At 55.6% G+C, this 20,647-nt stretch carries 15 protein-coding genes; 14 read left to right on the top strand and 1 reads right to left on the bottom strand.

The window, feature by feature from the left end; genetic code table 11:
• Window positions 1-322 precede the first annotated feature (322 nt).
• From K1V27_RS10150 to K1V27_RS10090, 13 genes are all read left to right on the top strand, one after another.
• Window positions 323-2,125 carry an ABC transporter ATP-binding protein gene (locus K1V27_RS10150; protein WP_258929881.1) on the top strand — a complete coding sequence of 601 codons (1,803 nt, stop codon included), beginning with the start codon at window positions 323-325 and terminating at the stop codon, window positions 2,123-2,125.
• Complete coding sequence (locus tag K1V27_RS10145; RefSeq protein ID WP_258929880.1) at window positions 2,122-4,044, top strand: ABC transporter ATP-binding protein; 1,923 nt, start codon at window positions 2,122-2,124, stop codon at window positions 4,042-4,044. Before K1V27_RS10150 ends, K1V27_RS10145 begins: the two co-directional genes overlap by 4 nt.
• Before the next feature lie 22 nt (window positions 4,045-4,066).
• Entirely contained in the window at window positions 4,067-6,085 is a 2,019-nt protein-coding gene (locus K1V27_RS10140; protein WP_258929879.1) for a hypothetical protein, read from the top strand.
• Window positions 6,086-6,176: 91 nt separating this feature from the next.
• Window positions 6,177-7,361 carry a glycosyltransferase gene (locus K1V27_RS10135; RefSeq protein WP_258929878.1) on the top strand — a complete coding sequence of 395 codons (1,185 nt, stop codon included), beginning with the start codon at window positions 6,177-6,179 and terminating at the stop codon, window positions 7,359-7,361.
• Between the two features lie 7 nt (window positions 7,362-7,368).
• Window positions 7,369-8,565, top strand: coding sequence for a glycosyltransferase (locus tag K1V27_RS10130; protein ID WP_258929877.1), 1,197 nt, complete (start codon window positions 7,369-7,371; stop codon window positions 8,563-8,565).
• A 275-nt stretch (window positions 8,566-8,840) separates the two neighbouring features.
• Window positions 8,841-9,803 (top strand): UDP-glucuronic acid decarboxylase family protein, encoded by a 963-nt coding sequence (locus K1V27_RS10125; RefSeq protein ID WP_258929876.1) that lies wholly within the window; start codon window positions 8,841-8,843, stop codon window positions 9,801-9,803.
• 222 nt (window positions 9,804-10,025) lie between these two features.
• On the top strand, window positions 10,026-10,454 hold the full coding sequence (gene rplM / locus K1V27_RS10120; RefSeq protein ID WP_258929875.1) for a 50S ribosomal protein L13: 429 nt from the start codon (window positions 10,026-10,028) through the stop codon (window positions 10,452-10,454).
• 19 nt (window positions 10,455-10,473) lie between these two features.
• Window positions 10,474-10,866, top strand: a complete 393-nt coding sequence (gene rpsI, locus K1V27_RS10115) for a 30S ribosomal protein S9 (protein WP_258929874.1) — start codon at window positions 10,474-10,476, stop codon at window positions 10,864-10,866.
• 168 nt (window positions 10,867-11,034) lie between these two features.
• Complete coding sequence (gene argC, locus K1V27_RS10110) at window positions 11,035-12,069, top strand: N-acetyl-gamma-glutamyl-phosphate reductase (protein WP_258929873.1); 1,035 nt, start codon at window positions 11,035-11,037, stop codon at window positions 12,067-12,069.
• Between the two features lie 28 nt (window positions 12,070-12,097).
• Window positions 12,098-12,868: a tRNA pseudouridine(38-40) synthase TruA gene (truA, locus tag K1V27_RS10105; protein ID WP_258929872.1), complete on the top strand. Its 771-nt coding sequence runs from the start codon at window positions 12,098-12,100 to the stop codon at window positions 12,866-12,868.
• A 184-nt stretch (window positions 12,869-13,052) separates the two neighbouring features.
• Window positions 13,053-14,249 (top strand): pyridoxal phosphate-dependent aminotransferase, encoded by a 1,197-nt coding sequence (locus K1V27_RS10100; protein WP_258929871.1) that lies wholly within the window; start codon window positions 13,053-13,055, stop codon window positions 14,247-14,249.
• Window positions 14,250-14,822: 573 nt separating this feature from the next.
• Complete coding sequence (locus tag K1V27_RS10095; protein ID WP_258929870.1) at window positions 14,823-16,163, top strand: CaiB/BaiF CoA transferase family protein; 1,341 nt, start codon at window positions 14,823-14,825, stop codon at window positions 16,161-16,163.
• 60 nt (window positions 16,164-16,223) lie between these two features.
• Window positions 16,224-17,588 carry a CaiB/BaiF CoA transferase family protein gene (locus K1V27_RS10090; protein WP_258929869.1) on the top strand — a complete coding sequence of 455 codons (1,365 nt, stop codon included), beginning with the start codon at window positions 16,224-16,226 and terminating at the stop codon, window positions 17,586-17,588.
• 201 nt (window positions 17,589-17,789) lie between these two features.
• Here K1V27_RS10090 and K1V27_RS10085 read toward each other — a convergent pair whose 3' ends face one another.
• Window positions 17,790-18,266: a deoxycytidylate deaminase gene (locus K1V27_RS10085; RefSeq protein WP_258929868.1), complete on the bottom strand. Its 477-nt coding sequence runs from the start codon at window positions 18,264-18,266 to the stop codon at window positions 17,790-17,792.
• A gap of 381 nt (window positions 18,267-18,647) precedes the next feature.
• On the opposite strand from K1V27_RS10085, the gene K1V27_RS10080 reads away from it, so the two are divergent.
• Complete coding sequence (locus K1V27_RS10080; RefSeq protein ID WP_258929867.1) at window positions 18,648-20,327, top strand: YcaO-like family protein; 1,680 nt, start codon at window positions 18,648-18,650, stop codon at window positions 20,325-20,327.
• Window positions 20,328-20,647 lie beyond the last annotated feature (320 nt).

Genomic DNA, 20,647 nt, shown 5'->3' with positions numbered 1-20,647 from the left:
ATGCCATTTGCATCCCTTTCCCCTGTCTAACTTTTTTCACATGCATGGACTGAAACGCAGGCATGTGCAAGAATGGTAACCATTGTGCAAAAAATGTTCAGTGAGAGTCTCGTGCAGTGGTTGCCGGAGCCCATCAATGGAGCGCTCATTGCGCACCCTGCGATTGGCACGATTGTCGCTAACGAAATACTTGTTCTGCTGTCTATCTGCGATGGGTGGGCATCTGGTCTATGGGAGCACGAAGGTCTGCTGCAGTGCTGCGGGCATTTTCGCTATGATGGTTTTTCCTGATTCCCCGGAATGAGTGCGTAAACGAATCAAAATGAATAGATATCGGCGGTTGCTCAAATACACCTTTCAGCAGTGGCCTTTGTTGTTGATCATTCTTGTTCTGAGCATCTGTGCATCAGCCATTGCTGCACTGCAGCCCTGGCCCATGAAAATTCTGGTGGACTATGCTCTGGATGGCGCCGCCTTGCCGGAGACTTTGCAATCACTCCTCGAAGCCCTGACGCTCCAGACCAGCCCGGCTCTATTGGTTTTGTCGGCCGCGTTGGGCAGCTTGGGCTTTTATGCCTTAAACAGCCTGGTCGATGTCGCCCTGAGCTGGGCGTGGACGGCGGCCGGGCAGAATATGGTTTACGGCCTGGCTGCGGATCTTTTCCGACATTTGCAGAGGCTCTCTCTGCTGTTCCACACGCGGCACGGAGTGGGAGATTCCCTGAGTCGACTGAGTGGCGATACGTGGTGCATCTATACGGCCACCAACCAGCTGCTGGTATCGCCCATGAAAAATGTTCTGACGCTGGTTGTGGTGACGGCGGTGGCCTGGCATCTCGACCGGCAGCTGGCACTGCTTTCCCTGGCGATGGCTCCACTGCTGGGCTGGTCGGCGTTATTCTTTGGGCGCCGGCTGAAAATCCGCACACGCAACAACAGGGAAGCGGAATCACGGCTTCTTTCCTTTGTTCACCAGACCATGTCGGCCATACCCGTAGTTCAGGCATTCACAGCGGAACGACGCAACGGCCGCCGGTTCCGGGAACTTGCCACAAGTGCGGTAGGACTTTCACAGCGGGGCATCCTGGTGAAAAATTCCTTCGAATTTGCCAATGAATTCATTTTGACCGTGGGAACCGCCATTGTGCTCTTTGCGGCAGGAAAACGGGTGTTGTCCGGTGCGCTGACCCTGGGGAGTCTGCTCATTTTTCTCGCTTATTTGCGTTCTTTGCAGGGTGCGTGTCGAGGCTTGCTCGGCATCTACGGGGGGGTGCGATCTGTGAGCGCCAACATCGACCGGGTTTTAGAGATTCTGGAGACACAGGAGGGTGTGTGGGATTTGCCGGGTGCGCGTGCGGTGGTGTGGCCCGGGCGGGGAGTGGCGGTAGCGTTCGACGGGGTGACGTTTGGGTATGAAGCGGGGCGTCCCATTTTGCAGGAGATCACGCTGGCTGTGCGGCCGGGTGAGACGGTGGCTCTGGTGGGTGCGACAGGGGCGGGGAAAAGCACTCTGGTTTCCCTGATTCCACGCTTTTTTGATCCGTGGGAGGGGAGGATTTTATTCAACGGGTTGGACATTCGCGAGGTCACGCTTTCGAGCCTGCGCAGCCAGGTGTCGTTGGTGTTGCAGGAGCCGTTTCTATTGCCGCTGAGCATAGCGGAAAACATTGCCTATGGACGTCCCGGGGCGAGCCGGGAGGAGATGGTGGCGGCGGCACGGGCAGCCAATGCGGAAGAATTCATTGGGCGTTTGCCGCAGGGCTACGAGACGGTTTTGGGGGAGCGGGGGGCGAGTCTATCGGGGGGAGAGAGGCAGCGGTTGTCGATAGCGCGGGCCCTGTTAAAGGATGCGCCGGTAGTGCTCTTGGACGAACCGACGTCGTCTTTGGATGCGGGGACGGAGGCGCTGCTTTTGGAGGCGCTGGAGCGGTTGATGGAGGGGCGCACGACGTTTATCATCGCGCATCGGCTGTCGACCATTCGCGGAGCCGACCGGATCTTGGTGATGGACCGTGGGCGCATCGTGGAGAGCGGCACCCATGAAGAGCTGCTGGCCGCGCGCGGCGCTTATTTCAGACTGGATGCCTGTCAGGCTGCCAAGAAGCCGCTGGAGTTGGTGGCGTGATAAGAATATTGAGAAAATTCTGTGCGCATTTGACGGAGCAGGCCGCGGGGCGGCCCGGGCAGAATGGTCCATTAAGGGCGGCTGAAGCGGAGGCAGGCAGTAAATGGTTGATGCCGTGGTGGCTTGCCTTAATGCGCTTTGCAAGGCCGCACATCAAGAGCATGTCGATAGTCGTTGTGCTCATGCTGTGCGGCATCGGTTTCGACCTGCTGAAACCGTGGCCCATGAAACTGATCGTCGACCAGGTGCTGCAAAACAGACCACTGCCATCTTCCATTTCGTGGCTCATCCAGTTGGCCGGCGATGAATCGCGCCTCGCGCTGCTTGCCTGGTTGACGGCAGGAACTGTGCTGATCTTTCTGGCAGGTCAATCGGTGCGCATGCTCCGGTCCTACCTGGAGGCGGGTGTAGGCAGCCGCATGGTGTATGATCTTGGCGCAAAACTGTTTGAACACCTTCAGGCCCTCTCATTGCAGTATCACGGGAAAAGGTCCAGGGGAGATTTGGTGAGACGGGTGGTGACCGACAGCAGTTGCGTCAAAGAGCTCATCCTGTGGGTGCTGTTGCCGGTTTTAAGCTCCAGCGTGAGTCTCGTCGGAATGTTTGTGGTCATGTGGCAGCTCGACATCTCCCTCTCCCTGCTCGCTCTGTTTGTTGCCCTGCCGTTGGGGGTGTTCATAAAGGTTTTTTCCAAACCCATGGGTGATCGCACCTACAAGCAGCAGCAGCTCGAAGGACAGATGATGGCGCTTGCCGAGCAGACGCTTACCGCGTTGCCCGTCGTTCAGGCGTTTGGGCAGGAAGAATACCAGGACAGGCGCTACCGGGAACTGTCCCAATGTACGATCAAGGCGGCGTTGCTGACAGTCGGGGCACAGCTGCAGTTCAAGGTGAGCACCTCGGGTGTGACGGCGGTCGGCACGGCTGTCATTATGGCAGTGGGCGGTTTCCATGCTCTGCAGGGATCTCTGACGGTCGGCACCCTGCTTGTCTTTTTGTCGTACCTTGCGTCGCTTTATACGCCTTTGGAGACACTGGCCTATGTATCGTCCGGTTTCGCCTCGGCGTCGGCGCGGGCGCGCCGGGTTTTAGAGATTCTGGAGACACAGGAGGGTGTGTGGGATTTGCCGGGTGCGCGTGCGGTGGTGTGGCCCGGGCGGGGAGTGGCGGTAGCGTTCGACGGGGTGACGTTTGGGTATGAAGCGGGGCGTCCCATTTTGCAGGAGATCACGCTGGCTGTGCGGCCGGGTGAGACGGTGGCTCTGGTGGGTGCGACAGGGGCGGGGAAAAGCACTCTGGTTTCCCTGATTCCACGCTTTTTTGATCCGTGGGAGGGGAGGATTTTATTCAACGGGTTGGACATTCGCGAGGTCACGCTTTCGAGCCTGCGCAGCCAGGTGTCGTTGGTGTTGCAGGAGCCGTTTCTATTGCCGCTGAGCATAGCGGAAAACATTGCCTATGGACGTCCCGGGGCGAGCCGGGAGGAGATGGTGGCGGCGGCACGGGCAGCCAATGCGGAAGAATTCATTGGGCGTTTGCCGCAGGGCTACGAGACGGTTTTGGGGGAGCGGGGGGCGAGTCTATCGGGGGGAGAGAGGCAGCGGTTGTCGATAGCGCGGGCCCTGTTAAAGGATGCGCCGGTAGTGCTCTTGGACGAACCGACGTCGTCTTTGGATGCGGGGACGGAGGCGCTGCTTTTGGAGGCGCTGGAGCGGTTGATGGAGGGGCGCACGACGTTTATCATCGCGCATCGGCTGTCGACCATTCGCGGAGCCGACCGGATCTTGGTGATGGACCGTGGGCGCATCGTGGAGAGCGGCACCCATGAAGAGCTGCTGGCTGCGCGCGGCGCTTATTGTCGCTTATACACCATACAGGCAGGTGGGTTACCAGGAGCGGGCCTGACTGCAAATGCTTAAGAGAAACTTGATGGGAGAGAATGTGAAGCGGAATTTAATCTGTCTGAGCATTGCTTTGCTGTTGCACAGCTTGCTGCCAGACGGCGGTTGGGGAGCTCAAGTCGCTTCCTTAGCGTCACGACAATGGTCGCTGGTCAAAAAGAATGGAGTTTACTGGTTTCAAACCCCCGCGGGGAATCGGTTTTATTCTAAAGGAATCAATACGTTCTATGGGGGAATGGAGAATGAAAAGAGCCGGCGCAAAGAGGCCTTCCACTGGAAAAATCATTTTGCACGCATCGATCAGTGGCGCCAAAACGGGCTCGAAAGGCTCATTCAATGGGGTTTCAATACGCGCGGAGCGTGGTCCGATACCTCGTCCGATCTGAAGTTGCCCCTAATGGTTGAACTGGATCTGGGACGGCATGCCAAACTGCACTGGTTCGATCCCTTCGACCCGGCAAGCGAGCGCAAGACCCTGGAGAGTGCCTTGACACTGACGGCTCCCTATCGCAACGACCCGCACCTGGTTGGCTATTTCACGGACAATGAAGTGGGCTGGTGGAATGCACCGCTGTTCCGCTGGTATCTGGAACAGGGTTGGGATAACTATACCAAGCGGGTACTTTGGCAGTTGATCTGCGATCACTATGCGGGCAGTTGGGAGTGCTTCCTCAAGGACTGGGTTGTGCAGGATTCAGTGAGCAATTTTGAAGATCTGAAGCAGGCCGGCACAAGGCTGAAATTGCGACCGGGCGGCGAGGGCATTCATCTGATCGATCGATTCACCTATCTGTGTGCCCGTCGTTACTATGAGCTGGTCAACAAGGCGATACGCAAGGCGCACCCGGGAGCCCTGGTTCTGGGGGATCGTTTGCCGCTCTATTACCATCAGGACGCGGTCTTGGCCATGGTCGATCAGGTCGACGTCATATCCACCAACTACAATGTCGATGTTGCGGACGGATGGGTTGCTCCCTACTACTTCAACGGCTTGCGTCAACTGGCGGACAAACCGGTGCTGGTGACCGAATTTTTTTTTGCCGCCGATGAAAATAGAAGCGGCAACCTGAATCCAGGTCACCTCATGAACGTAACAACTCAAACCGAACGAGCCGACGGGACGGCTAATGCCATCCGCAATTTTGCCGCATTCCCCAACGTGGTGGGGGCTCACTGGTTTCAGTATGCAGATGAACCCAGGGGGGGAAGGGAAGACGGTGAAAACTATAATATGGGTTTGATCGATCACTTCAATGAGCCCTACGCAAAGGTCACCTCCGTTTTCAGCCGGGTGAATCCGGAGCTTGATGATGTGCACCGCTGTTCACAAGGTTTCAGTGTGGTGCCGGTTTCCGATGGGTCAAGTGAAGTGATCCCGATCGAAGAGAAATCCGGGAAGATCAGTGTGACCGATAACTCGCTGATGGATTGGGACAAGGCAGCCACGCGGCTGGAAGGATTTCGTGCCCGAGAACCTTATGTGCCTTTCGCCGACGTGCATCTGACCTGGGCTCCCGAGGGGCTCTATCTTGCCAGCCTCGCCAGCAACTATGTGGATTGGGGGCTGCTGGATTACCAGGGAGCGTTTCCTCTCAGCGAAACCTTCCAGTTGCATATTCTCGTCGGGGACAAGGAGAGCACATTGCGGCATTACGCCATTCATTTATTGCCCGAACGCAGCAAGCGTTTCCCCGACCGTTTGGAAATTCAGCCGCGGCTCTATCGCTATGCCCATGGAGACGCACTGCAAAAGTTGCCGCCGCAAGGGCACCTGCAAAAGCTCAGTAAACCTTTGCCGCATATTGCTTTCGAGGCTTTTTTCCCGGCCGAGTGGTTTGGGTTTGCACGCTTTCAGGCAGGCGATCAGCTGGCAATGAACATTTTTCTGGTGAACTATTACCGGGAGCTCACCATGACGTGGTCTGCCGCCGGTACCCTCAAGCAGGAAGACCTGCCCGGTGCCATGCGCACGGTCGTCTTGCAGGGCGGCGATCAACGCATTTCCGGGAGCGGTAACGGTCGCTATCTGGTTTCCGGCGGGAAGCCTCCTCTCCCCTGAAGGCTAAGCATTGCGCGCTTATGGCTCTGTATGAAATACACGGCGACACGGAAAACCATGGCAGGTTGGATTGCAGGAGGCACTGTTTAAGTTGAAAAATACCGGTAGGAAATCAGATCGCTTGCGCATCATCATGCTGGGTTACATGGTCAGAGGCCCGTTGGGCGGCATGACCTGGGCCAATCTACATTATCTGATGGGGCTGCATAGTCTCGGGCACCAGGTGTATTTCCTGGAGGACAGTGACAGTTACGCTTCCTGCTACGATCCTGAACGAAACGTCATGGATATCGACCCGAGCTACGGCTTGAAATATGCGGGAGCCGTTCTCGAGAGGGTGGGATTGGGGGATCGTTGGGCCTATTACGACGAACATACATCGCAATGGTTCGGCCCATGTGCCGAACGAATTGACCATATTTGCGCTCAAGCCGATCTGCTGTTGAATCGTGCCGGAGTCAATCCGCTGCGACCATGGCTTGCACAAATTCCCGTTCGCGCACTGATCGATGTGGATCCTGTTTTCACACAAATTCGTCATTTGAAGTATGCCGCCTCGATGACTTATGCCAGGCAGCACACGGCCTTTTTTTCGCTGGCGGAAAACATAGGCTCCAGCCGATCTACCATACCCGATGACGGCCTGCCATGGCAGCCGACCCGGCATCCGATTTTTCTGGATGCGTGGCCGGTAACTCCCTCTGCCGGCAAGGGAAGCTGGACGACGGTCATGCAATGGAAAAGCTACCCTGCGGAGAGTTATGGGGGTGTCAGCTATGGGATGAAATCGGAATCCCTCACGCCCTACTTGAACATTCCGGAACACAGTGGTGAAACGTTTGAGCTGGTCATTGCCGGTGCCAATTCGCCCCGCCGCATGTTGACCGAGAGGGGGTGGCTGATCAAGAGCTCCCGTGAGATGAGCGGCGACCCATGGGTGTATCGGCGCTACATCCAGGGATCCAAAGGGGAATTCAGCGTGGCCAAGCAGGGCTATGTCACGACTCGAAGCGGCTGGTTCAGTGAACGCACTGCCGCCTACCTGGCCAGCGGTCGTCCGGTTGTTACGCAGGAGGCCGGTTTCAGCGATGTGCTTCCGGTTGGAGCCGGGTTGCTCGCCTTTACCAGCCTGGATGAAGCGCTTGCGGCGCTCGCCGAGGTACAGGCCCACTATGCTCGTCATTGCCGCGCTGCCCGGGCTCTGGCCCAAGAATATTTTGACGCGCGTAAAATCCTGCCCGGTTTAATTGAAAAGGCCATGCAGGGTATCGAGTGAGCCGTTGATGACAGTCAAGAAGCTACGCATCGCAGTGACAGGCCTTGCTGCAACCTACCCATTTGGCGGCGTCTTCTGGGATTATCTCCAGTATGTTCTGGGATTGCACCGGTTGGGCCACCAGGTGCTCTACATCGAAGATACCGGCAAGTGGTGCTATAATCCGACGACCTACACCTTTGTCGAGGACGGCACCCGCAACGCTGCCCTGCTGGCCAAGAATATCGAGCGGATGGAGCGCGAGCTGCGCGATCGTTGGTTCTATCGCGATGCAACCGGAAAAACCTACGGTCGCGATTGGGATTCGGTCAAAGCATTCTGCCGGGAAGCGGATTTGTTTCTACATATCTCGGCCTCCTGTTGGATGCGCGAGGAATATTTCGCCGCCGCCAGGGTAGCATTCATCGACAGCGACCCCATGTATACCCAGTCGTCGGTACCGGATTATCTGACCGGGCAAATTTCCAAAGAGGCCCGCAGTCGTGTGGAAAAGCTCTTACAGCACGACGTTTTCTTTACCTTTGCGGAAAACATCGGCAATGCTGACTGCCTCATCCCAACGGGTCTGTTCAACTGGATTCCCACGCGTCAGCCGGTGGTGCTCGATTGCTTCAAAGACTTTATAGTGCCGGTGAGCGGGCGGCGCCCGGTGCTGACCACGGTTGCCTCGTGGGAACCCAGTGAAAAGGGACCTCGAGTCGGAGACGTCCAGTATTACGGCAAGAGCACTGAATTCGAGCGTTATATGGAGCTTCCCGCAGTCAGCACGCTGCCCATCGAGCTTGCCATAAGCGGTAAGGCTCCGTTGAGCCGCCTGCACCAAAACGGCTGGGCGACCATTGATGCTTATCAGGTTTCCTTCGACCCCTGGGTTTACCGCCATTACCTGGCACATTCATTCGGGGAATGGAGCGTTGCGAAAAATGCTTATGCCGCCAGCCGCAGTGGCTGGTTTTCCTGCCGCAGCGCCTGCTACCTTTCTCTGGGTGTGCCGGTCATCGTACAGGATACCGGTTTTGGCAGGGTTATCCCGGCCGGAGACGGCATTCTCACTTTCAATGATATGGAGCAGGCAAGGGATGCCATCGAGCGATTGCGCAATGAGCCGGAAAAGCACGCAACGGCGGCCCTTGCCATGGCACGCGAATACTTCGATGCAAATAAGGTCTTGGCAAAATTGATCGAACGTGCACTCGATCGTTAGCGCAGCGCTACCCCAATGAGTGTCCGGCCCGCAGGGTGCCCGCGCAGGCGGCCGTCCAGACGGTCATAATGGATGCCTGCCGGAAGCATGGGGAGATGACCTCCAGGGGAAACGGACACGTTATTCGCTGAAGTTGTACTTCGGTTACCGTCGTTTTCAGGTGGATTGAATTGAATGGACTGTTTGTTCACACAATAGGAGACTCTCGCCGCAGTGTCCGGTTCGCTGCAACGAGCCAGATTGCCGCGGGAGACTCACAATGGAAAGGAACTCTCATGCATCTCAGAAAGCGCACCGTGGTAACAGGCGGCGCCGGATTTCTCGGCTCTCACCTGTGTGACCGACTCCTCCAGGAAAACTTCGACGTGTTGTGTATCGACAACTTCTACACCGGAAGCAAGCGCAACATCGTGCATCTATTTGGCAACCCCTATTTTGAAATGTATCGGCATGACATTACCTATCCTCTCTACGTGGAAGTGGATGAGGTCTATAATTTGGCCTGTCCGGCATCTCCGGTGCATTATCAGAATGATCCGGTTCAGACCACCAAAGTCAATGTGCATGGTTCCATAAACATGCTCGGCTTGGCCAAGAGGCTCAAGGCAAAGATCCTGCAAGCATCCACTTCCGAGGTCTATGGTGACCCGAAAGTTCACCCTCAGACGGAAAATTACTGGGGCCACGTCAATCCCATCGGCCGCCGCTCCTGCTATGATGAAGGCAAGCGTTGCGCGGAAACCCTGTTTTTTGACTACCATCGACAGCATGGTCTGAAGATAAAGGTGGCGCGCATTTTCAATACCTACGGCCCGCGCATGCATCCCAATGACGGGCGCGTGGTCTCCAACTTTATCATGCAGGCGCTCAAGGGAGACCCCATCACCATTTACGGAGACGGCAAACAGACCCGTTCTTTCTGCTATGTGGACGATCTCGTCGACGGCCTCTACCGGCTCATGGGAACTGCAGACGACTTCACGGGACCGGTGAACATAGGCAATCCGGCAGAATTTACCATTATGGAACTTGCCGAGAAAATCCTGCAGATAACAGGGTCTCGCTCAGAATTGGTGTTTAGACCTCTGCCTTCGGATGACCCGGTACAGCGGCAGCCGAACATTGAACTGGCCGGGGAAAAACTTGGCTGGGAACCGAAAGTGCCCTTAGATACAGGATTGCGCAAGACCATTGACTATTTTGACGATCTGCTGCGCTCCGGTAACGCCAGGGAATAAATGCAATAGAGCGAACGGCGGAGAAAGAGGCCCTTTCATGTTTTTGGGTCGTGCCACTCTCCATGCGCTGGTGTACGGTCCCAAAGGCAGCGGGCTGTTTGTTGCCAGGAAAAGTGGAGTGATGGAAAACATTCCGGCAAACAAGCCTTGACATGCCCGATGGGATATTTTATACAACTACGCTTCCGATTTGATATTTTTCTAATGTTTGGAGAGCTTTCGATGAAAACAGTAAGCGCGAAGTTTGAAGCGGATCGGCGCAAGTGGATTGTGGTGGATGCCGAAGATCAGGTATTGGGGCGACTGGCCAGCCAAGTAGCCATGCGTTTGAGAGGGAAACACCTGCCGCAGTTTACTCCGCACGTCGATGTCGGAGATTTTGTGGTGGTTATCAATGCCGAAAAAGTGAAGTTGACCGGAAGGAAGTGGGACCAAAAAGTATATTACCGGCACTCGGGCTATATGGGTGGTTTGAAGGCGGTGACGGCGCGCAAGCTGAACCAGGAAAATCCGGAGAAGATCATCCGACTTGCTGTTTGGGGGATGCTCCCGAAGAACCGCCTGGGGCGTAAGCTGATCAAGAAGCTCAAGGTTTATCAAGGCTCCGATCATCCCCACGAAGCTCAACAGCCGACCAAGTTGGCTTTATAGAGGACCATGAGGAGAAACAATGGCTGACCAACGTTTTGCAGCGACGGGCAAGCGAAAGACGGCGATAGCTCGCGTCATTCTGGAACCGGGCGACGGTACCGTGACCATCAATAAACGGCCGGTAGACGAATATTTGGACCGTGAAACCAGCAAGATGATCATCTCCCAACCCCTCCTTTTGACCGGTACCTACGGAAAACTGAATGTCCGGGTCAATGTGGCCGGCGGCGGCGGTTCAGGTCAGGCGGGTGCCATCCGACATGGCATTTCCAAGGCTTTGTTGGAGTTCAATCCAGAGTTCCGTGACGTGCTCAAGCGTGCTGGTTTCCTGACTCGCGATTCGCGCGTTAAAGAAAGAAAAAAATACGGCCAGCCTGGTGCTCGTGCTCGTTTCCAATATTCCAAGCGTTAACCATTCCTGCCACTGCCAATTTTTCTAAGCAGCATTTTGATTGATCAGGGGGGCATTGCGCCGCACGGCACAATGCCCCTGTGTGCGTTGACGGGGCAAGCGCTTCGGTTGCCGACCCGTCATTTATGCAAGGCAGCGGATCGAACCTTTTCTGGAGGCCAGCAAAACATGATACCCACAGCCATAGCCGGAGCTTCCGGTTATACCGGAATGGAATTGATCCGAATTCTGGATCAGCACCCTGAAGCCGAGCTGCGGGCGGTCACCTCACGCGGCCAGGCCGGTCAGAGAGTGGATGAATATTACCCTTCGCTCAAGGGGCATTGCGACCTCGTGTTTCAAGAACCTGACGCGGATACGCTGGCGGCGCGGGTTGCTGTGGTTTTTACCGCATTGCCCCATCAGGCGGCAATGGACCTCGTTCCCGACCTCTTGCAGCGCGGTTTGAGGGTGGTGGATCTGAGTGCCGATTATCGCTTCCGGGATGCCGGCGTCTATGAACGCTGGTACCAGCCGCACAAGACGCCTCAACTGCTGGCGGAGGCGGTGTACGGACTGCCCGAGCTGTACCGACGCAAAATCCAGTCGGCCCGGCTTGTGGGCAACCCCGGGTGTTACCCCACCAGTGTTATTCTGGCCATGACCCCGCTCCTGTCGGCGCAGCTGATTCACCCGCAAAGTATCATCGCCGATTCCAAATCGGGGGTCAGCGGTGCCGGGCGGGGTGTGTCCCTGGCCACACACTTTTGTGAGGTGAACGAAGGATTCAAAGCATATAAAGTGACGGAGCATCGCCACACACCGGAAATTGAACAGGAATTGAGCGCAGTGGCGGGAGTGCCGATCACGATCACGTTCACGCCGCACCTGGTGCCCATGAGCAGAGGCATTTTGAGCTCGGTTTATGCCGGCCTCAGAGACGGGATCACTGAATCTCAGGTCACGGAAGCGTTTCGCTCATTCTATCGGGATGCGCCGTTTGTGCGCCTGTGCGGAAAGCAAGTGCCTTCCACTTTGCAGGTGCGTGGCAGCAACTACTGCGATTTGGGCTGGCGTGTGGATGAAAGAACCCGCCGCGTTATTGTTATTTCAGCGATAGACAACTTGACTCGGGGTGCTTCGGGGCAGGCCGTCTGCAACATGAATCTGATGTTTGGCTTAGCCGAGACAGTGGGTCTCGATGCCCCGCCCTGGCAGCCGTGACCCGGATCAGGGTGAATGAGCTGCCGCTATGGGCCGGAATGGGAAGCGCAATTTCAAGCTGGTTCTCGAATACGACGGAGGATCTTACCACGGCTGGCAGCGCCAGTACGGGGTGCTGACCATTCAAGAAGTGCTCGAATCCCGTCTCGAAATCATGCTGCGCAGTTTCATTCGAGTGAGAGCTTCGGGGCGGACCGATGCAGGCGTTCATGCCCGTGGGCAGGTGGTCAATTTTTACGCCCATACAAACATGGGCGCGTCGCAGATCCAGCGCGGCCTCAACAGTCTGCTGCCCGCCGATATCGTCGTGCTGGATGCGCAGGAGGTGCCCCATTCCTTCCATGCCCGCTTTTCCGCCGTGAGTAAGGTCTACGAATACCGAATCCTCAACCGCCCTACTCCCTCCGCACTGGAAAGAAGATTCTCCTGGCATGTTCGCCGGCCTCTGGCCGTCGGCCCTATGCAGGAGTCCCTCCGTTTGCTCACCGGTTCACATGATTTCTCGGCTTTTATGGCGGCGGGATCCTCGGTGAAATCCACGCAGCGCACCATCTATCGAGCGGAGCTCAGGGTGCATGAGCCCTGGCACCTGGTCTTTTTGTTTGAAGCCAATGGTTTTTTGCGACACATGGTGAGAAACATCGTGGGCACTCTGGTTGATGCGGGTAAGGGTGCTATGAGTCGAGCGACCTTGGGCGAAATTCTGGCCAGCAAAGATCGCCGTCGGGCAGGCATGACCGCACCCGCTCACGGCTTGTACCTGATGAGCGTGCACTACCAGGATGGAGCCGCCGGTTAAAAAAAAGCACGAAGGTCGCAGCAAAGCGTCCCGGCAAATTCCAAATGGGAGGCCGGGACAGGTGCGGCAAGCCGCAATTTGTGTAGATTCCCGGCCCCCCCGTCGGAGCGGCACTGCCGCAAAATTTTGAAGTCGTCTTTAACGTGTTAAGATTTCAACGAATACACTCATAAGCGAGGATGCAATGAAACTAGCCCAACGAGCAGCTCAGATCAAACCTTCGGCAACTTTGACCATCAGTGCCAAAGCCAAAGCGCTGAAGCAACAGGGAGTGCAAATCGTCAATTTCGGCGTGGGTGAGCCGGATTTTGATACCCCCCAGCACATTCAAGACGCGGCCGTGGAGGCTCTCAAGAAAGGCGAGACGCGCTACACGGCGGTGGGCGGCATTGATCCGCTGAAAGATGCCATCTGCCGGGTGGTTGCAGAAGACTATGGGCTCCGCTACGGAAACGCAAACGTCCTGGTCTGCTGCGGCGGAAAACATGCCCTGTACAATCTTTTCCAGGCGGTGTTGGATCCGGGTGACGAGGTGATTATTCCATCCCCTTACTGGGTTTCCTATCCGGATATGGTCCAACTGGCGGGAGCCATCCCCGTGACGGTTGCCTGCCCCGAGGAAACCGGCTTCAAACTGCGCCCGGAAGATTTGCAGGAAGCCATCACCGCCCGTACTCGAATGATCATTGTCAACAGCCCTTCCAATCCAACCGGAGTTCATTACCGGCGCAGCGAATATCTGGCCCTGGCGGAGGTGCTCGCCCAGCATGAAGATGTGATCATTGTTTCCGATGACATTTACTATCGCATTCTGTTCGCGGGCTACGAGTGGGTAAACCTCGCCATGCTCGATGAGCGATTACGGGAACGCACGTTGATCGTCAATGGCGTGAGCAAGACCTACTGTATGACGGGATGGCGCATTGGGTATCTCATCGGGGATGCCGGTGTGATCAAGGCCGCCAACACGATCCAGAGTCAATCCACCAGTAATCCGACATCCATAGCCCAGTGGGCCAGCGTGGCCGCCCTCAACGGCGATCAGCAAATTGTCAGCAACATGGCGAGAATTTTTGAAGATCGGTGCAAATATGTGCTGGGTCGGCTCGCCCGGTTGCAGGATATCACCTGTCCTTGTCCCGCGGGGGCGTTCTACGTCTTCCCCAATGTCAGCCGCTATTACGGTAGAGAATATGCGGGGCAAACCATCGAAGATTCCCTTGGTATGGCCGACTTTCTCATGGACAAGGCGCATGTGGCCGTGGTGCCGGGCAGTGCTTTCGGAGAAGATCGGTGCATCCGGTTTTCCTATGCCCTTTCAATGGATGACCTGAAAGAAGGTTTTGACCGGATCGAAAAAGCACTGGCGCTGCTGGCTTAGCGGCTCGCCTGAGAACACCCTCCTGACGCCGTTGGAATGCCCTGCCGCCCGTCGGGCGGGAATCCACAAATGCGCGTGGTTGCTGGATTGCTGCGTGGGTGTGTAGAGCAAAGACGGCGCAGTGTCTCTCATCATTTTCGGACCTGCTCCGGGCACATGGATAGCCCGATTGCGATGGTGTCGATTGTCATGGTTGACTATTTGAAACTTTTTTGCTAGACGATAAACCCCGACAGGCGGAACACTCATATTCGTTTAACTCAGGATGCTGAAAAGTCGCTATGGTTCAGGTGCTAAGCTCCGATGACATCTCTTCTCACACTGGGTCTCCTGCTGGTCAAGCCTGTCCTTTTTTCATGCCTTTCAGTCCGATGAAATTTCCCTTTCTCGGTTGATTCTCTGCGGAGCGCGAGTCAGATTCAGGCCCGTGGGCAGCTTCCTTGTGATTTTGTGCAATTTTTCTCAGAGGTCCGCGGCATCACTTCAGGGTGAAAGGAGGTGGCTAGAATCGGCAAGGTTCATTGTGGGAGACCAGTGTGACATCCCTGTGTTTACAACCTAATAGGAGGAACCATGAGTCGCGAAGACTACTTAGCCTGGACTAACCAGGAATTTGACGCATCCAAAATCTTTTCCAAACCCGAAGCACTCAAGGGCATTCGTGTCCTGGAGCTGTGCACGCTCATTCTGGGACCTGCCACTCCCGACTACCTGGGCGAATATGGCGCCGAGGTCATCAAAGTCGAATTGCCGGGTGCCGGGGACACCATGCGGTCAGTGACTCCCTACGGCAAATTCTGGAAGAATCAGAGCCTCGGCCAGATGCCCCAAAACCACAACAAATTTCATTTGGCCCTCGATGTGCGTACCTCAGCGGGTGCAGAAATTTTCCGCAGGCTCGCCCAGCGGTGCGATGTGGTTGTTGAGAACTTGCGGGCCGGAACCATGGATCGCTGGGGCATCGGCTATCAGCAGCTGAAAGAGGTCAATCCCGGTATCATCTACATCGCTCTGAACGGTTTCGGGCAATGGGGCGCCTACTCGGTGGGGCGCGCCTCCTATGATGCGGTAGCCCAAACGGTCAGCGGCCTGCTGGCCACGACCGGCTTCCCGGGACGTCTGCCCCTCAAGACGGGGGTCTTCATCGGAGACTATTTCGGTGCGATGCTGGGATCGATTTCGGTTCTTGCCGCTCTTTATTATAGAAACCGCACGGGTAAGGGTCAGTTCATTGAATTCTCTCAGGGCGAAGGTCTCATGCGCCTGCTGGATTGGAGCTGGATTTACTACTATCTGGAGAAATACAACCGGCCAATGACCGGCAACCGCGACCTGGCCGTCTGTCCATCGGATGTATTCATGTGCAAAGACGGGCCGGTAGCCCTGGCCGCAGCAAGCGACGAGGAATTCAAGGGGCTCTGCCAGGCGATGGGGAAACCTGAATTGGCATCGGATCCTCGCTTTGCCGATTTGCTGATCCGTCTGAAGGACGAAAACGCGGTCGCGCTGCTCGATATTATCAAAGATTGGGCCAAGAACAAGACCATCAGTGAAGTCGACAAGCTGGGCGCCGAGTACGGGTTTGCCTCCAGCCCGATTCTGAATGCCAAGGATCAATATGAATCGGCTCACTTCAGAGCGCGTGCAACGGTTTTTGAATATGAAGATCCAATCTACGGCAAAACAGTCGAGGTGAGCTCGCCGGCCAAGCTTTCCAAGACCCCCGGTCGGCTCAAGTGGACCAACAAACCGGTTGGTTTGGATAATGAGTTCGTTCTCCGAAAATATTTAGGGCTTCGAACCTATCAAATTCAAGCTTTGGCGGAGAAAAACATTATCGGCAAGTGGGTTGAAAATCCTCCCGGGCGAAAGCCACCCGATGATTGGGACGGCAAATCCGGAATAGTCATGTGAGAATCTCACCAACCCTTTTACTCGGTAAAGCTTGAAAATGCTCAGAAGGAGAAGCAACTCATGACATTGCCCAAAATAACGACAACACTTCCATACGAGGATTTTGCCGTGGAAACCGATCGCACCTGGGTCGATTGGATCCACGACGCGGATGATCCCAAGAAGAACCATTTGAAGCTGGAAGCACTCGATGACCTGCTGGTTCTGGATGTCAGTGAAGCCAATATTGGTGGTCTCTTTTGTTCATCGATTCTGGGTGAATTCGGCGCCGATGTGATACGAATCGAGCCGCCCGAAGGGGACCTGGCCCGCAAGTTCACTCCCTTCGGTTATCTGTACAAGGGAACCGGATTAGGCTATCTGGTCGAAGGCCGCAACAAATACCACATCACTCTTAACCTGAAAAAGCCCGAGGGTCAGGAAGCGTTTCGTCGACTGGCCGCCCAGGCGGATGTCGTCATCGAATCCTCCAAGCCCGGCGTGATGGATGAATACGGTCTCAGTTACCGTCATCTGCGCGCAATCAACCCGCGCTTGATCTATTGCTCCATCTATACTTACGGTCACTTCGGACCTGAAGCCGGTTGCGGCAAGCCGGATTACGATATTTGTGATCAGGCCCGGTCGGGCATAATGGCCGTTACCGGCGAACCGCAGGAACAGGAACAGCGCATGCCCTGGAACGTGCCAACCAAGGAAGGCAACTGGATGGGTTGGTACGCAGGTGGAGCATGGGCTTCCTTCGGCATATTGGCTGCGCTGAACTATCGCAATAACACCGGTGAAGGCCAAATGGTGGATGTGGCGCCGCCGGAAGCGGAGCTGCGTTTCGCCGATTACCATATCCAATACTATCATGCGTTCAAGGAACTGCGCGGGATAATCGGGGCCTATGACAGTGCCGTATTCCCCTACACCATCATCAAAACCAAGGATGGGTTCAGTTTCATTGCAGGCTTCAGTGATGTCAATTGGGAAGGCCTGACCAACATCATGAAAAACCCTGAACTACGAGAACGCTTTCCGACCATATTCGACCGCCTGAACAAAGAGAACCAACCGTTGATTCATCAGGAACTGGAGAAATGGTCGGCCCACTACACCTGCGATGAAATCCTCGATATGGTGCAGGATTACGTTCTCAATCGACGCGGCCCCGGCACGGTCGCGACCGCCAAAATGACGGACATCAAGGAAACCTTTGAAGACGAGGCATGGTGGGAACGAGGCGTATTCGATAAGGGTACGGATCCGTACTATGGCGACGTTGCATTCCAGGCTCCCGCATGGAAAATGACACTCACCCCGGCCCGCGTCAAGTGGCTCTGCCGGCCGATCGGCGCCGACAATGAGTACATCTTCCTGCGCTATCTGGGAGTTGGAAAAGAAAAGCTGAATGAGTGGCAAGGGCAGGGCATCGTGTAAACCGTAGAGAAGCTCTTTCACCCGGTCGCTCAGGCGGCCGGGTGAAAAACGACTTGGACCACCCGACTACCCTTTATGGGGGTAATCGGGTGGATTGCACCTCGCCATCCGGCATCTAGCAATCGTGCAGTTCTCGGCATCCCCACCGGCATGGCGGCATTGTGCGGGAATGACGCAAGGCCGGTATTTGGGAACGGGCTTCTAGGATAAGGGAACGCGATCTTCATTGACCCACTCGTCCACATCAATGTATCTGAACCTGCCGCATTCCCCCGGAAGTATGACGCGCGTGATTCCTGCATTTATGATGACTCTTCTGCACAACAAACAGGGTTCGGGATAGAGCACCGGTTTGCCGGTTTCAGCATCAAAACCTGCCAGATACAAGTCGGCACCCACCATATCAAGCCTCGATGCATGGATGATGGCGTTCATTTCCGCATGGACGGCTCGGCATAATTCGTAGTTCTGCCCTGATGGGATGTTCAGATTCTTGCGGGCACAGACCCCCAGATCAATGCAGTTGGTGGTTTTCCTTGGGGCGCCGTTGTATCCCGTGCTGATAATCTGGTCGTTTTTGACGATCACCGCACCGAAGCGCCGCCGCATGCAGGTACTTCTGCGTGCGACGGATCGTGCTATATCGATGTAATATTCGCTCTTGCTGGGTCTGCTCATGGTCTCCTCATTGCGTGCTCGGAATCAAGATTCAGGCATGCGCCTGCCTGTTGTGCCGGCGGGAATCCCGCCGGCACAAGGGGTTCGGCAAACATGGACGCTATCAACCCAATGCGTCAAATTATATCTTACTGCAAAACGCGCCTGGCGAGGTGCAAAAAAGTGACACGATCCAATACAGCGGTTCTGTCACTCCATCGTTTTACATCGTTGCATGCAGGATTATGGTTCAAACAGGTGGGGTTCCGTCCTACCTTGGTCGACTGGCTTCATCACGCGCTTGGCGAGGTGCAACGAAGCCTCGGCGAACCCCGGAATCTTTTTCTTGAAAACTATGTGTCGAATTGAAAGGTAACACTCTTGAAAACAACAGACCAACCAATGCACTATGAACTGCGTCTGGTATCAAAAGCTTCAGGGGTCGGGTATTTTTCTTGCTGCCCCATGGAAGCCGTGACAACGGATGCCGCACTTGCCTACCTGCGAGCCCATCCGCATGATGAGTTCATGCACAAGTACGTTTTGGACAGGGTCTGCGCATGCGACCCGGAAATTGTCGGACAGCTCATCGCGCAGGCGCAGCAGGACTCAATATTTTTGGCCATCCTATGTGAAGCGGTCCTATCCGATAAAAAGTTCCGCGCCTTGCGTTCACGATTTCCCAAGGGTGAAGTGAGAAGACTCTCCAACCATACGCCGCTCATCTACCTCAAATCGTATGTGTTGGAAGATCAGCCGACTCACCATCAATGGATTACGTACTTTGCGCACAACATCCTCGATCACAAGCCTTTAGATTCGCTGGAGAATCCCAGCATTTCGCTGCCAATCCCAGGCGATCGGCCGGGATCACCCCGGCTTCCGGTGCATATCGAAGAAGTCTTGAAACGTATGGCTCACAGCTTGCCATCTCAGCGGGAAAGTCCGATACCAGTGGAAGTAACCGCGCAGAACGCTCGCGAGAAGCTCAACGCCATAGGCATACTGGCAGGTGCTGAAATGAAACACACGTCATCGCTCAGCCCATGCGGACTGTACAGGAAATGGCAGCTGCGCCTTTCCGTCAAACACGCCGATCACAACTATACCCTTGCCGGCATTCAGACAAGCTTCGGACGGGGGCTCGACGAGTCTCACGCCCGTGCCTCCTGTGCCATGGAAATGATCGAACGTTACTCAGCCTTTGCCAGTTTCGATGAGTACGGAGCCAGTGGATTTGTGCAAAAGCACCCGCTCACCGGGGGCAGTTACCTGGATCTGCAACATCTGCCGACTCTGGACCCGAATTCTATCAGGCTCGAGGTTCCCTATGCCAACGATTCATTATACTGGATTGAAGGCGAGCAGATCATCAGCGGCATGTCCAGGTCGATTTGGGTCCCGGTCCAGTGTGTTTTTCTGTTTTGCAACCTTGCGGAAGTGAGCCTTTTCAGCGGACTCGGGTCGACCGGTCTGGCATCCGGCAATTCCATTCAGCAAGCCAAACTCAACGGTCTCCTGGAAGTCATTGAACGCGATGCTGAAGCGACTTCGTTTTACGATGTGTCCCGCTGCTTCCGGCTCAAGGCGGAAGATCCGGTCGTTTCCCGCCTGCTGGATGACTACCGCGCGAGGGGGATCCAGGTGCAGTTCCAGGACATCAGCCATGAGTTTGGAATACCGTGCTACAAGTGTTTCGTGATTGGCCCCCAGGGGCAGGTGATCAAAGGCTCCGGTGCCCATTTGGACGGGAAAAAGGCGTTGCTGTCGGCCCTGACCGAGACCCCTTATCCTTACCCCAACGGCCCTGCCTCTCTGCCGGGCCCCGCCGGCATTGCAACGCGGCTGTTTGAAGAACTGCCCGATTACTCTTCGGGCGGTCCGCAGCAGGACCTTGCGATCCTGGAAGCGGTCCTGAACACCAACGGCTATCAACCGGTCTATGTCGATATAACCAAACAGGATTGCGCCATTCCCGTGGTCAAAGCATTGATCCCCGGGATGGAGCTGATGGCCGATTTTGATCAGTTTTCACGCGTTGGGCCGGGGCTTTTGCGCAACTACTTGAAAGTGAAAAAATAAACGGATGGGTTTCGAATGTTAGTCGCGACCTTGCCGGTCTGGGTATTGGCAGAGATTTTATGGAATGATTAGTATTGTGTGTGAAGCCAGCGGGTTGAATCGAATTCGCGGGGAGGCGTTCTTGATTTCCCAGTTTGGTGGCAATGTGCGAGATGCGTGACAAGAAAACATGCCGGCACGAGGGAGAAAACACATCATGAAATCCATTTTGCTGATCGTCTTGATGGCTTTATTGTCGGCGCTGTGGGGACCCTGCGCATGTGCCGAAAATCACCACAAACCGAAGGGGGACGCGATGCAGGACGCCGAACACTATAACA

This window comes from Desulfoferrobacter suflitae, assembly GCF_022603395.1.
Classification (GTDB): Bacteria; Desulfobacterota; Syntrophobacteria; order Syntrophobacterales; family Syntrophobacteraceae; genus Desulfoferrobacter; species Desulfoferrobacter suflitae.
Note: the sequence above shows the minus strand (reverse complement) of the source record. Positions and strands in the feature narration are given on the sequence as shown.